The organism is Sphingopyxis sp. CCNWLW2 (assembly GCF_037095755.1).
Classification (GTDB): domain Bacteria; phylum Pseudomonadota; class Alphaproteobacteria; order Sphingomonadales; family Sphingomonadaceae; genus Sphingopyxis.
The window spans coordinates 532,114-545,958 of sequence record NZ_JBAWKJ010000002.1 but is presented as its reverse complement, the minus strand read 5'-3'; the positions used below and the strand labels follow the sequence as shown (position 1 = coordinate 545,958).

10 protein-coding genes are annotated in these 13,845 nt (G+C 64.0%); 2 read left to right on the top strand and 8 right to left on the bottom strand.

Going from position 1 to position 13,845, the window contains the following annotated elements:
- Nucleotides 1-11 precede the first annotated feature (11 nt).
- From V8J55_RS13700 to phaR, 6 genes are all read right to left on the bottom strand, one after another.
- Nucleotides 12-2,330 (bottom strand): ribonuclease R family protein, encoded by a 2,319-nt coding sequence (locus V8J55_RS13700; protein ID WP_336446185.1) that lies wholly within the window; start codon nucleotides 2,328-2,330, stop codon nucleotides 12-14.
- 47 nt (nucleotides 2,331-2,377) lie between these two features.
- Entirely contained in the window at nucleotides 2,378-3,109 is a 732-nt protein-coding gene (locus V8J55_RS13695) for a hypothetical protein (RefSeq protein WP_336446184.1), read from the bottom strand.
- 151 nt (nucleotides 3,110-3,260) lie between these two features.
- On the bottom strand, nucleotides 3,261-3,746 hold the full coding sequence (locus V8J55_RS13690) for a hypothetical protein (protein WP_336446183.1): 486 nt from the start codon (nucleotides 3,744-3,746) through the stop codon (nucleotides 3,261-3,263).
- A 10-nt stretch (nucleotides 3,747-3,756) separates the two neighbouring features.
- On the bottom strand, nucleotides 3,757-4,107 hold the full coding sequence (locus tag V8J55_RS13685) for a DUF6152 family protein (protein ID WP_336446182.1): 351 nt from the start codon (nucleotides 4,105-4,107) through the stop codon (nucleotides 3,757-3,759).
- A gap of 71 nt (nucleotides 4,108-4,178) precedes the next feature.
- Nucleotides 4,179-5,705, bottom strand: a complete 1,527-nt coding sequence (gene proS, locus V8J55_RS13680; RefSeq protein ID WP_336446181.1) for a proline--tRNA ligase — start codon at nucleotides 5,703-5,705, stop codon at nucleotides 4,179-4,181.
- A gap of 43 nt (nucleotides 5,706-5,748) precedes the next feature.
- Nucleotides 5,749-6,291 carry a polyhydroxyalkanoate synthesis repressor PhaR gene (phaR, locus tag V8J55_RS13675; RefSeq protein WP_336446180.1) on the bottom strand — a complete coding sequence of 181 codons (543 nt, stop codon included), beginning with the start codon at nucleotides 6,289-6,291 and terminating at the stop codon, nucleotides 5,749-5,751.
- A 518-nt stretch (nucleotides 6,292-6,809) separates the two neighbouring features.
- On the opposite strand from phaR, the gene V8J55_RS13670 reads away from it, so the two are divergent.
- Nucleotides 6,810-9,971, top strand: coding sequence for a TonB-dependent receptor domain-containing protein (locus V8J55_RS13670; protein ID WP_336446179.1), 3,162 nt, complete (start codon nucleotides 6,810-6,812; stop codon nucleotides 9,969-9,971).
- A gap of 155 nt (nucleotides 9,972-10,126) precedes the next feature.
- Entirely contained in the window at nucleotides 10,127-11,038 is a 912-nt protein-coding gene (locus V8J55_RS13665) for a 2OG-Fe(II) oxygenase (protein ID WP_336446178.1), read from the top strand.
- On the opposite strand, the gene alr is transcribed toward V8J55_RS13665, so the two are convergent.
- Together alr and V8J55_RS13655 are read right to left on the bottom strand one after the other, a co-directional pair.
- Complete coding sequence (gene alr, locus V8J55_RS13660) at nucleotides 11,035-12,084, bottom strand: alanine racemase (RefSeq protein WP_336446177.1); 1,050 nt, start codon at nucleotides 12,082-12,084, stop codon at nucleotides 11,035-11,037. The genes V8J55_RS13665 and alr overlap by 4 nt on opposite strands.
- A gap of 44 nt (nucleotides 12,085-12,128) precedes the next feature.
- Nucleotides 12,129-13,754 carry an MFS transporter gene (locus tag V8J55_RS13655; RefSeq protein ID WP_336446176.1) on the bottom strand — a complete coding sequence of 542 codons (1,626 nt, stop codon included), beginning with the start codon at nucleotides 13,752-13,754 and terminating at the stop codon, nucleotides 12,129-12,131.
- Nucleotides 13,755-13,845 lie beyond the last annotated feature (91 nt).

The following is a 13,845-nucleotide window of genomic DNA, read 5'->3' as shown; positions in this document are numbered from 1 at the left end:
AAGTTAGAGATTTAGCGCCGCTTGCCCTTGTGCTTGATATTCGCCGGCCGGCCGCGCTTGCCGACCATATGCTTGCCGGCCTTATCCTTCCCTGCTCCCTTCCCCTTCACGCCGTCGCGGCGTGGCGGGCGATTGCGGAAACCGCCCTCGGGCGCGTCGGGAAGTTCGAAGCGCAGCGCGCCGCTGATCGGGTTGGCGTCCATCAGCTTCAGGTCGAGTCGCTGGCCCGTCGTGAAGCTGACGCGGCCATGTTCGCTGTCGAGGCTGCGCGCGGCTTCGTCGTAGAAGAAGCGCTCGCTGCCGAGCGTCGAGACCGGCACCAGCCCGTCGCCGCCCAGCCCGTCGACGGTCGCGAAGAAGCCGAAGGGTTGCACGCCGGTGATCCGCGCCGCGACGATCTCGCCCTTTTTGGTCGATAGGTAGGCGGCGACATAGCGGTCGACGGTTTCGCGCTCGGCCTCCATCGCGCGGCGTTCGAGCGCGCTGATCGTCTCGCCGATGCGTGACAGACCCTTGGCGTCGGCTTCGCCGAGGCCAGTGCGCGCGGGCAGATCCTTGGGTTTGCCCGGCACTTCGAGCTTATAGCTATCGACGAGCGCACGGTGGACGACGAGATCGGCGTAGCGGCGGATCGGCGACGTGAAATGCGCATAGCTGCCGAGCGCGAGGCCGAAATGGCCCGCGTTGGCGGGACCGTAATAGGCCTGCGTCTGGCTGCGCAGGATCGCCTGCATGATCTCGGGCAACCGGTCGTCCTCGGAAAAACCGTCGATCAGGCGGTTGAAGACCGCGGGCGTAATCACTTGCCCGAGCGCGAAGCTCCGTTCGAAGGTTTCGAGATAATCCTTGAGGCTCACGAGCTTTTCGCGGCTCGGCGGCTCGTGGATGCGGTACATCACGGGCGATTTCTTCGCCTCGAGCGCCTTCGCCGCGGCGACGTTCGCCGCGATCATATAGTCCTCGATCAGCCGCATCGAATCGAGCCGGTCGCGGACGCGGATTTCGGCGATCCCGCCCTGCTCGTCGAGAATGACCTGGCGTTCGGGCAGGTCGAGATCGAGCGGTGCGCGCGCCGCACGCGCCTTGGCGAGCAGCGTCCAGCAGGCCCACAGATTCTTGAGCGTCGGGAGCACATCGGCATCCCATTCGTCGCGCGGCGCGTCGGCGTCATAGGCGGCTTGCGCATGCTCATAGGCGATGTTGGCGCGGAGCCGGACAAGGGCGCGCGTGAAGCGCCATGACGTCACCTTGCCATGCTTGTCGATGACAAGATGGCACGCCATCGCGGCGCGGTCCTGCCCCGCCTTCAGCGAGCAGACGCCCGCCGAGAGGGTTTCGGGGAGCATCGGCACGACCTGGTCGGGAAAATAGACGCTGTTGCCGCGCCGACGTGCTTCGCGGTCGAGATCGCCGTCGGGGCGGACATAATAGCTCACATCGGCGATCGCGACGATCGCACGGAAACCGCCTTTGTTGGACGTGTCGTCATCGGGGATCGCCCAGACGGCATCGTCATGGTCGCGCGCGTCGATCGGGTCGATCGCGACGATCGGCAGGTCGCGCAGATCCTCGCGGCCCTCGGGGGTGAGCGGTAGCTTCGCCGCCTTCTCGGCCTCGGCGAGCGTTTCGGCGCCGAAGACATGCGGGATTTCGTGGCGCGCGATCGCGATCATGCTGAGGGCGCGCGGTGCGAAGGGATCGCCGAGGCGCTCGACGACCTTTGCCTTGATCGCGGGGCCGCGTCCGGTGAGTTCGGCGCGGACGAGATCGCCGATATCGGCATCGCCCTTGTCGGCGACGGCAAAGTCATAGCGCGCGCGCTTGTCGGCGGGACGCAGCCAGACCATCGGCTTGCCGCCGGGGCCGGTGTCTTCGACAAGGACGCCGATCACCATCTCGGCGCTCGCTGCCAAGCGCTTCATCGGGTGCGCGACATGGCCGCTGCCGCGTTCCTCGGTGCGCGCGAGGATGCGGTCGCCGACGCCGAACGCGCCCTTGCGACCCTGCTCGATCACGCGCAGGCGCGGTGCCGGCGTTGCGGCCTCCCAGCGTTCGGGCACCGCCCAGACATTGCTGCCTTCGATCGCGGCGACGCGCAGCACTGTCACGCGGGGCAGACCACCATGCTTGTGGAACGCGCGTCCGGGGGCCAGATCGACGAGCCCCTCGTCGGTCATGTCCTTGAGCAGCGCCTTGAGCGCGATCTTGTCGTTGCCGTGGAGCGCGAAATGCTTCGCAATCTCGCGCTTGCCGACCGCGTCCTTGCTCTCTTCGATGAAACGAAGGATCTGCTCAGGACTAGGCAGTCCGTGATGTTGTTTGCGGGCCATTGTCTGCGGATAGGGGGTAACGGGCGGCCCGTCACCCCCAACGCGGATCAATAGGGCGAAATGTCGATCACCTGACCCGAAGGGCTTGCTTTGCAGGTCGAGCGATAATGGCCAGTCGCCATTGTGAACTCATAGTTGCCGCCGCCCGTGGTGCGCTGGCTGACCGCGACGCTGCTGCCCCAGGGAGCGTTCTGATACTGATCGGCGCGGCGTTCGCACGCGGTCCGTGCCGCATCGGGGCCGCCGCGCGCATAGGAGCGGTTGGCATTACGGCGATTGGCGGCCTCGGCCTCGCCCGCCATGAAGCCGTCGTGATAGGCTTCGCTGTCGTCGCGGTCATATTGACCGCCATAGAGGCCGTCATTGTAGCCGCGGCCATAATCGCCATCATGGTCGCCGTCACCGTGATCGCCATGCTTTTTCTTGTGGCTGGCGAGCGCCGCGATCAGGCCGACCGCGGCAATCGCGCCGACGGCTGCGGCCGCATTGCCACCTCCACCATGGCCGCAGTTGCTGGAATCGGTCTTGTCGACGTTGGCGTAGCGTCCGTTGGATACGACGACGCTGACGCAAGTCTTCGTCTCGCTGTTCCACCAATATTGCGCGCCGCCGCTGGTCTTCGTCATTTCATATCCGCGCGATTCCATAGCGGTTTCGGCGCCGGCGGCGCGCGAACCGGGCAGGTCGGATATGTCCGAGGGCGGCTTGGCCGCGGCCGGCGCAATGCTGCCAAGCAACATCGCTGCGATGATCGTCGATCCAGCAATCTGTCTTTTCATGACCTTTTCCCCTGTCAAAAGTCTAAGGATGCGCCCGACGCAGGCCGGGTCCATCGCCCGATCCTTGCCGCTGCATTCTACCAGATTTATGACAGGCGCCGAACCATTTTCACGGCCGTGCCGGGCGATCGCTCATTGAGTCCGCCCTTTGTCAGCCATAGGCGATCCAGCGGCCCGACGCGCCCGCTGCGAGCCACAGGAGCAGCGACACCCCCGCCATCACCCGTGCTGCGTGGGGTGCCCCATCCGTCCAGCGCGCCATATGCGTATTCCAGATCCATCGAAAGGCGACGGCGTTCGCCAGCGCCGCGGTGACGATGGCCAATTTTCGTTCGAAAATAGCCGACCGTGCCAGCGCAGCGCCGTCGGCGGCGAACAGGATCACGCCGCTGGCCGCCATCAGGATCAGTCCGGCGACGGCAACCGGCGTCAGGGCGCGCGACAGTTCCGCCACCGGCAGCCTCTGCCATAAACCCACGATCCGCAGGTCAACGACGCCGATTCCGCCGACCAGCATGACAAGGCCCAGGAGATGCAGCGTATTGGCAATGGGATAGACCAGCGCCGATCCGCGCGACCACGGCCCGATGCCGGCCACATCGAGCCACGCCGCGGCGGCGGTCAGGACGGGCTCCATGCGGCTTCCCTCAGCGCAGCTCGACGGTCTTCTTGCCGACCATCACGCGCTCGACCCGCATTTCGGCGGTGCCGTCGCGCCGAAGATAGCCGGTCAGGCGAAAGCGTTTGCCGGGTTCGATCTCCGCGCGCGTCAGCCCGCGCGCCTCCATGCGGCCGACCGGCGCCAATATCACGTCCCAGACCTTGCCCTGCCAGCGCATTTTCGCGCTGCCATGCGGGTTTCCCCACGACAATTCGGAGAAGGATGCGGTCAGGGTGACCGGTTTGGTCTCGTCATAGGACGACCAGCCATGGTGGGCCGCGGCGGGAGGCGCGGCGAAGGCCAGCGTCGCCGCCGCGATCAACAGGGAAAAGCGCATCGACAGTCTCCTTCGAGCCCCTCGGCGCGAAGGCTAAAGGTGCGGCGCCCCTGGTGCAAGGGCGACCGGGCTCAGTAGGTGCGCCCGATCAGCACGCGCTCGACCGCAGGCTCGCCGGTGAAAAAGCAGGCGCCGTCTGCCGGCGCCGCATCGAGCGGCGTGTTGCGCATCGTCAGCTTGAGCGCCTTGAGCTGGGCAACGATGTCGTCGAGCGCCGCACCGCTCGGCCGCGACCACTGCACTTCGGCCCAGCCGACGAATTTGTCGTCGCCGGCGAAATGCGCCTTCAGGTCGGTGACGTCCCGGCGGATGTTCGCATGCAGGCGTTCCCTTGCCTCGGCGTGGAGGCTCGACTGGATATCTTCCAGCGTCGCCACCGCCTCGGCCACGAAGTCGCCCTTGGCGACGAACGCCGAATTGAGCTTCCCGTCGTCCTTGTACAGCCGGTCGCGGCGGATCACCGCGACATTACCGCCGGCGACGTCGCGCGGACCGATTTCGACGACGATCGGTGCGCCCTTCTTGACCCAGCCCCAGCGCTTGGTCTGCGCCTTGTTCGCACTCGCGTCGAGCAGCACGCGCACGGGTTCGCGGAAGGCGTCGAGCGCCTTCAACTGGCTTTCGAGGTCGCGGCAATAGTCGAGGATCGCCTGATCCTCCTCATTGTCGCGGAGCATCGGTACGATCACGATCTGGTGCGGCGCGATACGCGGCGGACAGCGGAGGCCGTCGTCGTCGCCATGCGTCATAATGACCCCGCCGATCATGCGCGTCGACGTGCCCCAGCTTGTCGTGTGGCAGAGGCTGTGGCCGCCGTCCTTGTCCTGGTAACGAATGTTCGCCGCTTCGGCGAAGCCGGTGCCGAGATAATGCGAGGTGCCGGCCTGCAGGGCCTTGCCGTCCTGCATCATCGCCTCGATCGAATAGGTCGCGACGGCGCCCGGGAAACGCTCATTTTCGGGCTTTTCGCCGGCGATGACGGGCATCGCGAGCACATCCTCAGCAAAGGCGCGGTACATTTCGAGCGCGCGCAGCGTCTCGGCCATCGCGTCATCCTTGTCGGCGTGCGCGGTATGGCCTTCTTGCCACAGAAATTCGCTGGTGCGCAGGAACATGCGCGTGCGCATTTCCCAGCGCACGACGTTTGCCCACTGATTGACCTTGAGCGGCAGATCGCGCCAGCTCTGCACCCAGCGGCTCATCGCGTTGCCGATCACCGTTTCCGACGTCGGGCGAACAATCAGCGGTTCCTCGAGCTTCGCGTCGGGATCGGGGACGAGCTTGCCCTTGCCATCAGCGATCAGGCGGTGGTGCGTGACGACCGCCATTTCTTTCGCAAAACCATCGACATGGTCGGCTTCCTTCTCAAAGAAGCTCAAAGGAATGAAGAGCGGGAAATAGCAATTCTGGACCCCGGCATCCTTGATCGCGGCGTCCATCACCGTCTGGATGCGTTCCCAGATGCCATAGCCCCACGGCTTGATGACCATGCAGCCGCGCACACCCGATTCCTCGGCAAGATCGGCTTCGGCAATGACATCCTGATACCAGGCCGCGAAATCGGCCTGCCGGGTTACGCTGAGCGCATGTTTGACCATGATATTTCGTATTTTCCGTAGCTGGGGCGCCGTGGCGGCCCGATTAATTCTTTTTGGCGAGTGCCGCCTTGAGTTCGGCGACTTCGGCCTTGAGCGCAGCGATCTCGGCATCCTTGGTCTTGCTGCCGCCGGCGCCTGGCATGAACGCCCCCGCCGCCTGCTGGAACATCTCCATATTGCGGCGCGTCAGCTCGGCGAGCGGATTCGATCCCAAAGCGCCTTCGAGCGCCGAGCGGACGTCCTGCTGGTTCTTGCGGAACGCGGTCATCGAGGCTTCGAGATATTGCGGCACCATCGACTGCATCTTGTCGCCGTACATGCCGATCAGGTGGCGCAGGAAATTGACCGGGAGCAGCGTTTCGCCGCGCGTTTCCTCGTCCATGATGATTTGCGTCAAGACATTGTGCGTGATGTCGTCGCCGCTTTTGGCATCGACGACGCGGAAATCGCGGCCGTCGCGGACCATCGTGCCCAGATCCTCCAGCGTGATGTAGCAGCTGCGCTCGGTATCGTAGAGCCGCCGGTTGGCGTATTTCTTGATCGTGACGACGTCATCTTCCGTCGCCCCCGCCCTGGACTTCGCCATTTTGACCTGCGCTCCTTGTATATCGGGACATGGTATTTCCGGGATATGACGAGTGGCACCGCCCGGGCATGCGAAGCCCCACATTAGCATCAAATTATGATGCATCGCAACATGCGCTACTCGTGCCGAAATAAGGCACGGAGCCGCGAATCGCATCCGATCGAAAAGGCGCATCTGATTGCGACGAAGCGCCCCTCGCAATCGGCGGTCCGCGTGCCGGCTCGCGCAGGCCCCAATTGGGTAAACGTAATTTAGTTTCAATGGAAATCAGTCTGCTGGCATTTTTGACGCCTGGCAGTGCTCGCCAAGGTTGTTCCTTTCGCGGTCGGGCACTTTGATTTCAATGGCTCCGTGCTGGCGAACGGCTGACCCTGTTGCGAAAAAGCCACACTGCCGAAGCGGAGTCTCAAGACTGTCAGAAATTTTACATCAAAGGCTTGTGCCGCCGAAAATTTCTGTCTTTCTAGAGCGCAATCCGTTCACTCCCACTTTCTGAACGGTAACCGGGGAATTACATCATGAAGAAGACTAGCCTGCTAGTTCAGGGCTCCGCTCTGACTCTTGCTTTGTTCAGCGCAATGCCCGCGATGGCTCAGGAGGTTGCTCCTGCAGACGATACGGCGGAAGCGGCGGACGAAGGAACGATCGTCGTCACTGGCTCGCGCATTCGCAGCCCTAACCTTGAATCGGCCGTTCCCGTTACGGCAATTTCGGGTGAGCAGTTTTTCGAGACCGGCCAGATCTCCGTCGGTGACGTGCTGAACGAGCTTCCCGCCCTGCGCAGCACGTTCAGCCAGTCGAACGCCGGTCGCTTCCTTGGCACCGTCGGCCTGAACCTTCTCGACCTTCGCGGCCTCGGCACCGAGCGCACGCTCGTGCTGGTGAACGGCCGCCGCCATGTTGCCGGCGATCCGCTCGCCAGCGGCGTGTCGGTCGACGTGAACACCATTCCTTCGGATCTGGTCGAGCGTGTCGACATCGTGACGGGCGGCAGTTCGGCCGTTTATGGTTCGGACGCGATCGCGGGTGTCGTCAACTTCATCCTGAAAAAGGACTTTGAAGGCGCCCGTCTGCGTGCGCAGGGCGGCCTCAGCAAATATGGCGATGCCGGTTCGTACGTCGTCGCCGGCATGATCGGCAAGAATTTCGCCGACGGCCGCGGCAACGTCGTGCTGCACGGCGAATATGCGCATCAGGATCTCGTGTATGGCGCGCAGCGTCCGCATATCCTGCGCAACGACGCCTTTGTCCAGGTCGACTCGGATCCGGGTGGCACGCCGAACGGCAGCGACGGCAATCCCGACCGCGTCTTCTTCCGCGACATCCGCGGCTCGACCATCTCGAGCGCCGGCATGTTCTCGTTCGTCAACCGTGTCGCAAACCCGCGCTGCGGCCTCGGCACCAACCCGGGATCGTCGCAACAGGCGTATAACTGTAACTTCCTCGTGACCGACGACGGGCGCACGCTGACGCCGCAGACCGGCACGCGTGCGGGTTTCGGCCCGAACGGCGCGTTCATCGGTGGCAATGGCCCGAGCAACCGCGAAGAGAATCTGATGGTTCTCTATCCGAACTACAACCGGTACAGCGCCAATCTGCTTGCTCACTATACGATCTCGGACGCGCTCGAACCGTTCGTCGAAGTGAAATACACCAAGACGCGCGCACAGGGTCGCTCCAGTGGTCCGGCCTTCGTCCAGGGTAGCTCGATCGACGCCGACCGCGAGCGTATCCGTCTCGACAACCCGTTCCTGACGCCGCAGATGCGCACGCTGATCACGGATCAGATTCTTGCTTCGGGCGTGAACCCCAATCTGACGACGCCGACGGCGCTCACCGCTGCAAACCTCGCAGCGATCGCCGCCGGCACCTTCCGCGTCGCGTATCGCAAGAACTTCACCGACCTCGGCGTTCGCAACGAAGATTCGGATCGCCGCACTTTCCGTGCGGTTGCCGGCCTTCGCGGCACGTTCAACGAAGATTGGCAGTATGAAGTTTCGGCCAACTACGGCGAGTTCAAGGAAGACACGAAGGTTCTTGGCAACATCAATGTCCAGCGCTTCCTGCTGGCGATGGACGCCGGCCTCGATCCGGTGACGAACACGATCCGCTGCCGCTCGCAGTTCGCTCCCCGTCCGGGTGGCGGCGACGGCATCGGCGGCGATTTTGCCGACGCCCAGCTTGCTGCGGATATCGCGGCCTGCGTCCCGCTCAATCCGTTCGGACGCGGCGATGTGAGCGGCGCGCGCGACTATATCGTGCAGGACACGATTTCGCGTGCGAAGCAGACGCAGTTCATCCTGAGCGCGTTCGTGAGCGGCGATTCGAGCCAGTGGTTCGAACTCCCGGGCGGCCCGGTCGGCTTTGCTTTCGGTGGTGAATATCGCCGTGAAAAGCTGAAGTTCCAGGCCGATCCGCTCGTCGAAAACGGCATGACCTTCTATAACGCCCTGCCGACCTTCTCGGCTCCGGCGTTCGAAGTGAAGGAATTGTTCGGCGAACTTCGCCTGCCGCTGCTCGCCGACGTCCCGCTGGTTCGGGAGCTGACGGTTACCGCCGCTGGCCGCGTCGCGGACTACAAGGGTACGACGGGTACGGTGTTCGCCTATAATGTGGGCACCGAGTGGAAGCCGATCGAGGATCTGCGGCTCCGCGTGAACTATGCTCGCTCGGTTCGCGCCCCGAACCTGGTCGAGACCGGTTCGTCGGTTGGTCAGAACTTCGCGCCGGGCTTCCAGGATCCGTGCCGTCCGGCCAACATCGGTGCCGGGTCGGCGACGCGTGAGGCCAACTGCCGCGCTGAGCTGGGTGCCAATTTCGCGGGCTTCGATCTTCCGGCCTATTCGCTCGAAACCCTGAGCGGCGGCAACGAACTCCTGAAGCAGGAAAAGTCGAATTCGTGGACGATCGGCGGCGTGTATCAGCCGAGCTTCGCCCCCGGATTGTCGCTCACTGTCGACTATTACAGCATCAAGGTCGATGATGTGATCACCTCGCCGACGGCGCAGCAGATCGTCAACGCCTGTTACGATGCGGTGGATCTGAACAACCAGTTCTGCGATCTGTTCGATCGTCATGCCGGACCGGGTCAGGGTCCGGAAGATGAAGATCCGGGTCAGATCCTGGATGGCACGCTGCTGGTTATTCCGCTGAACTACGCAGCGCTGAAGGTTCGCGGCATCGACACCGAGATCGCCTATCGGCACAATTTCGAAGGCTTCGGTACGATCAGCGCCAAGCTGAACTACACGCATGTGCTGCAGAACGACACGTTCCTCAATCCGTCGGATGCTGGTCGTGCCGACCGGTTGCTGTACGAACTGGGTGACCCGCGCGACGAGTTCAAGTTCGACCTGAACGTGAAGTCGGGCCAGGTCAGCGTTGGTTACCAGCTGCGCTACATCGGCAAGATGGTCCTGAACCAGTATGAAGATATCTTCTCGGTTCAAGGCCGTGCGCCGCAGGATGCCGACTATGCAGATAGCCAGTGGTATCCGTCGGTCGTCTATCATGACGCGCGCATTGGTTGGGACTTCAAGGAAAACTCGCAGTTCTACCTTGGCGTCGACAACTTCATGAACAAGAAGCCGCCGTTCGGCCTGACGGGGATCGGCGCAGGCAGCGGCATCTACGACGTTCGTGGACGCTTCTTCTACGCCGGCGTGACCGCCAAGTTCTAATCGGCGATTACCGAAAATAGTGGGGGGCCGGAGCGATCTGGCCCCCTTTTTTTTGTGGTCGAGGCCGTTACAATCCGGCCATGCCGGACGGATCGACTATCGAACAAGCAAACCAGTTCTTTGCGCAGGGCCGCGTCGAGGAGGGAGTCGCGCTGTTGGCGCGCGCCGGAGACGACCGCGACGTCGACGCGCTGATGCAGCTGGCGGTTCTCGATCTTACAGGGAGCCATGGCGCGCCCCGAAACCTGTGCCGGGCGCGCGAATGGCTGCGGCGCGCAGTCGAAATCGGTCATGTCGACGGTGCGTTGATGGAAGTCGCGCTGGTCGCAAACGGATCGGGCCAGGCGCATCCCGACTGGGCTGGCGCGTTAGCCTTGTTGAGAACGGCGGCGCGAGGCGATCCGGTCGCCGCTGAGCAGCTTGCGCTGGTCGAGCGCATGACGCTCGACGGCGAAGGCCGACCTGCGGTGCTCCCGCGCGACGAACCGCTTTCCGACGTCCCCCATGTCGTCCGCTATCCTGCGCTGCTCTCGCCCGAGGAATGCGCGCGCATCGCGGCGGTAGCCGGACCGATGCTGGAACCGTCCGCGATCGTCGATCCATCCACCGGCGCGGTCCGCCCACATCCTGTGCGGACCGCGATGGCGGCCGTGATCGGACCCGCAAACGAAGGCCTTGTCATTCGTGCGATCAATCACCGTCTTGCCGCAATCACCGGCACCGCCACCGAACAGGGCGAACCGCTGTCGGTCATGCGTTATGACATCTCGCAACAATACCGGATGCATATCGACGCGCTGTCGGGCACGAACAATCAGCGGATCAAAACCGCGATCATCTATCTGAACCATGGCTATGAAGGCGGCGAAACTTTGTTCGAGTATGGCCCGAAAATCGCGGGGCGGCAGGGCGACGTCATCGTCTTCGACAATGTCAAAAGCGATGGATCGCCCGATCCGGCATCGCGGCACGCGGGCCTGCCCGTCGCTCGGGGCGTCAAGTGGATCGCGACGCGGTGGATCCGTGAGGCTCGTTATGATCCGTGGACTTATCGTCCGGGAGTCTAGCTCCACACCCGCGCGAACCGCACACCGAGCCCCGTCAGCAACTCATATTGCGATAACCCGCTGCGCGCAGCCGCCGAGGGCAGGTCATAGTCGAGGCTGAGCCAGTCACCCTCGCCGACCACGCCGACGTCGCTCGCGTCAAAGGCGATGAGGTCCATCGAAACGCGGCCGATCAGCGGCAGCGCGCGCGCCTGCCACGTCGCACCGCCACCTGCCCCGGCGTGACAACGAAGATAGCCGTCGGCGTAGCCCATATTGGCAACCGCGATCCGGCTATCGCGCGGTGCGGTCCAGGTTGCACCATATCCCACTGTTTCGCCCTTGCGCACCGTGCGCAGCTGCAGCACGCGCGTCTCGGGAAAGGCGACCTGGCGAATATGGCCCTGCGCTTCGCCGCGCGGCGTTCCGCCGTAAAGCGCGATGCCGGGGCGCGTCAGCTCGAACGCATAGTCGGTGCCAAGGCAGATGCCCGCGCTGTTGGCGAGGCTGTATCGCCGCGCGGGAATGACCTGCCGGATCGCCTGAAACGCCGCGAGTTGCCGCGCATTCTGGTCGCTGTCCTCGTCGGCCGACGCGAGGTGGCTGAGCAGAGTTTCGATCGAAAGCCCGTCGAGCGCACCGCCCAGGGCTTCGTCGACGCTGAGGCCGAGGCGGTTCATCCCGGTATCGACCATCACATCGCACGGCCGCCCCTCGCCCGCTTCGCGCCAGCGCGCGACCTGTTCGACGCTGTTCAGCACGGGGCGTACCGCGAGGGTGCGCGCCGCCACCATATCGCTTGCGCCGACACCGTGCAGCACCGACAATGAGACGCCTTCGGCCAAGGGCATCAGTGCGGCGGCCTCGGCCCAGGTCGCGACGAAAAAATCGCGGCAGCCCGCGGCGGTGAGATGCTGCATTACCGCCCGCGCGCCAAGGCTGTAGCCGTCGGCCTTGATCGCGGCGCCGCACGCCGCGCCGCCGCTCTGGGCGGCGAGCCAGCGCCAGTTGGCGACGAGGGCGTGGCTGTCGAGACGGAGACGGAGCGGCGACGGGACTTCGATCATGCCCCTGCCCCTATACAGCTTCGCGGGCTGCGCCAATGGGGTGATCAGCGGGCCGCCGGCTTGTCCCACTGCCCTTCGACGGGGTCCTTGAGCATGAAGGCGGTGACGAGGAAAGCGACGAGGACGACGCCCCAAGTGTACCACAGCCCGGCATAGGCATTGCCGGTCTTCGCGATGATGAAGCTCGCGATCAGTGGCAGGAAACCGCCGAAATAGCCGGTGCCGAGATGATATGGGATCGACAGCGACGAATAGCGGACGTGCGGCGGGAACATTTCTGAGAGCAGCGCCGCGACGGGGCCGTAGGTGAAGCCCGACAGCGCGCTGAGGCCGAGCAAGGCGAGGAAGATAATCGCGATGCTTCCGATGCTCGGGATTTGCTTGGCGAAATCATAACCCATTGCCTCGAGCGCGGGCTGCAGCAGCGCGGGATCCTCGCTCGCGACCTCGCGGTCGCCGATGCGAATCTTGACGCTGTCGAAGCCGCTATCGGTCTGGGTGATTGTGTAAGGGACGCCGAGCTTGGTGAGTTCGCCAAGCGTGCGGCCGCATGCGGTTCCCTGCTTTTGCGCAAAGGGGTCGAAGCTGCACTGCGACCCGGTGACGGTCACCGGTGCGCGTTCGGCGGCGGCGGACAGCGCCGGGTTCGCGACGCTGCCCATCCACCAGAAGATCGGGAACAGCAGCACGAGCGTCGCGGCATAGCCCCATACGATCGGCTTCTTGCGCCCGATGCGGTCCGAGAGGCGCCCCGCCCAAATGAAGAAACCCATGCCGACCGCGGCGGCGCAACCGACGATGATTTCGGCGGCGGTATCCTCGACCTTCATCGGCCCCTTGAGGAACGACAGGCCCGAGAACATCGCGGTGTACCAGATGACGGTCAGGCCAGCGGCGATGCCGAACAAGGCTATGAAGATGCGGCGCGGGTTGCCGGGATAGGTGAAGCTTTCCTTGAGCGGATTTTTCGCCAGCTCGCCTTCCGCCTTCATCGCCTGAAACACTGGGCTTTCGGAGAGCTTGAGGCGCATCCAGAGCGAAATGGCGAGCAGGATGATCGAGAGCAGGAAAGGCACGCGCCAGCCCCAGCTTTCCCAGATGGCGTCGGGCATCAGCGCCTTGCACCCGAGCACGACGATCAAGCTGAGCACGAACCCGCCGACGACGCTCGCCTGGATGAAGCTGGTATAGAAACCGCGCTTTCCGGGCGGCGAATGTTCGGCGACATAGACCGCCGCACCGCCATATTCGCCGCCGAGCGCCAGCCCTTGCAGCACGCGAAGCAGGATGACGATGATCGGTGCGGCGATGCCGATGGTGGCGGCCGATGGGATCATCCCGACGCCTGCCGTGGCAATGCCCATCAAGGTGACGGTGACGAGGAAGGTATATTTTCGCCCCAGGCGGTCGCCGAGGAAACCGAAGAGGACCGCGCCCAACGGACGGAAACCGAAGCCGACCGCGAACCCCGCCCAGACGAGCAGCGTTTCGAGCGTCGCATTGTCGCTGGGGAAAAAGGCCTTGCCGATGATCGCCGCGAGCGTGCCGTAGATGAAGAAATCATACCATTCGAACACCGTGCCCGCCGACGAGGCGGCGATGACCATGCGGATGTCTTTCGCGGTCGGTTCGTAAACGGCGCCGGGTCCGGCGGCGGCACTTTCGGTCATATACTCTCCCCCGCCCCATTGCATGGAGCTTTCGCCCTTCTCTACCGGGCAAGCGCCGCCGTGCAAGCCTTCTTGGCGTAGCGTCATTCCG

Bases quoted from the DNA above. Each gene is read 5' to 3' on its own strand.
- V8J55_RS13700 (WP_336446185.1), bottom strand. From the start codon at position 2,330: ATGGCCCGCAAACAACATCACGGACTGCCTAGTCCTGAGCAGATCCTT.
- V8J55_RS13695 (WP_336446184.1), bottom strand. From the start codon at position 3,109: ATGAAAAGACAGATTGCTGGATCGACGATCATCGCAGCGATGTTGCTT.
- V8J55_RS13690 (WP_336446183.1), bottom strand. From the start codon at position 3,746: ATGGAGCCCGTCCTGACCGCCGCCGCGGCGTGGCTCGATGTGGCCGGC.
- V8J55_RS13685 (WP_336446182.1), bottom strand. From the start codon at position 4,107: ATGCGCTTTTCCCTGTTGATCGCGGCGGCGACGCTGGCCTTCGCCGCG.
- proS (WP_336446181.1), bottom strand. From the start codon at position 5,705: ATGGTCAAACATGCGCTCAGCGTAACCCGGCAGGCCGATTTCGCGGCC.
- phaR (WP_336446180.1), bottom strand. From the start codon at position 6,291: ATGGCGAAGTCCAGGGCGGGGGCGACGGAAGATGACGTCGTCACGATC.
- V8J55_RS13670 (WP_336446179.1), top strand. From the start codon at position 6,810: ATGAAGAAGACTAGCCTGCTAGTTCAGGGCTCCGCTCTGACTCTTGCT.
- alr (WP_336446177.1), bottom strand. From the start codon at position 12,084: ATGATCGAAGTCCCGTCGCCGCTCCGTCTCCGTCTCGACAGCCACGCC.
- V8J55_RS13655 (WP_336446176.1), bottom strand. From the start codon at position 13,754: ATGACCGAAAGTGCCGCCGCCGGACCCGGCGCCGTTTACGAACCGACC.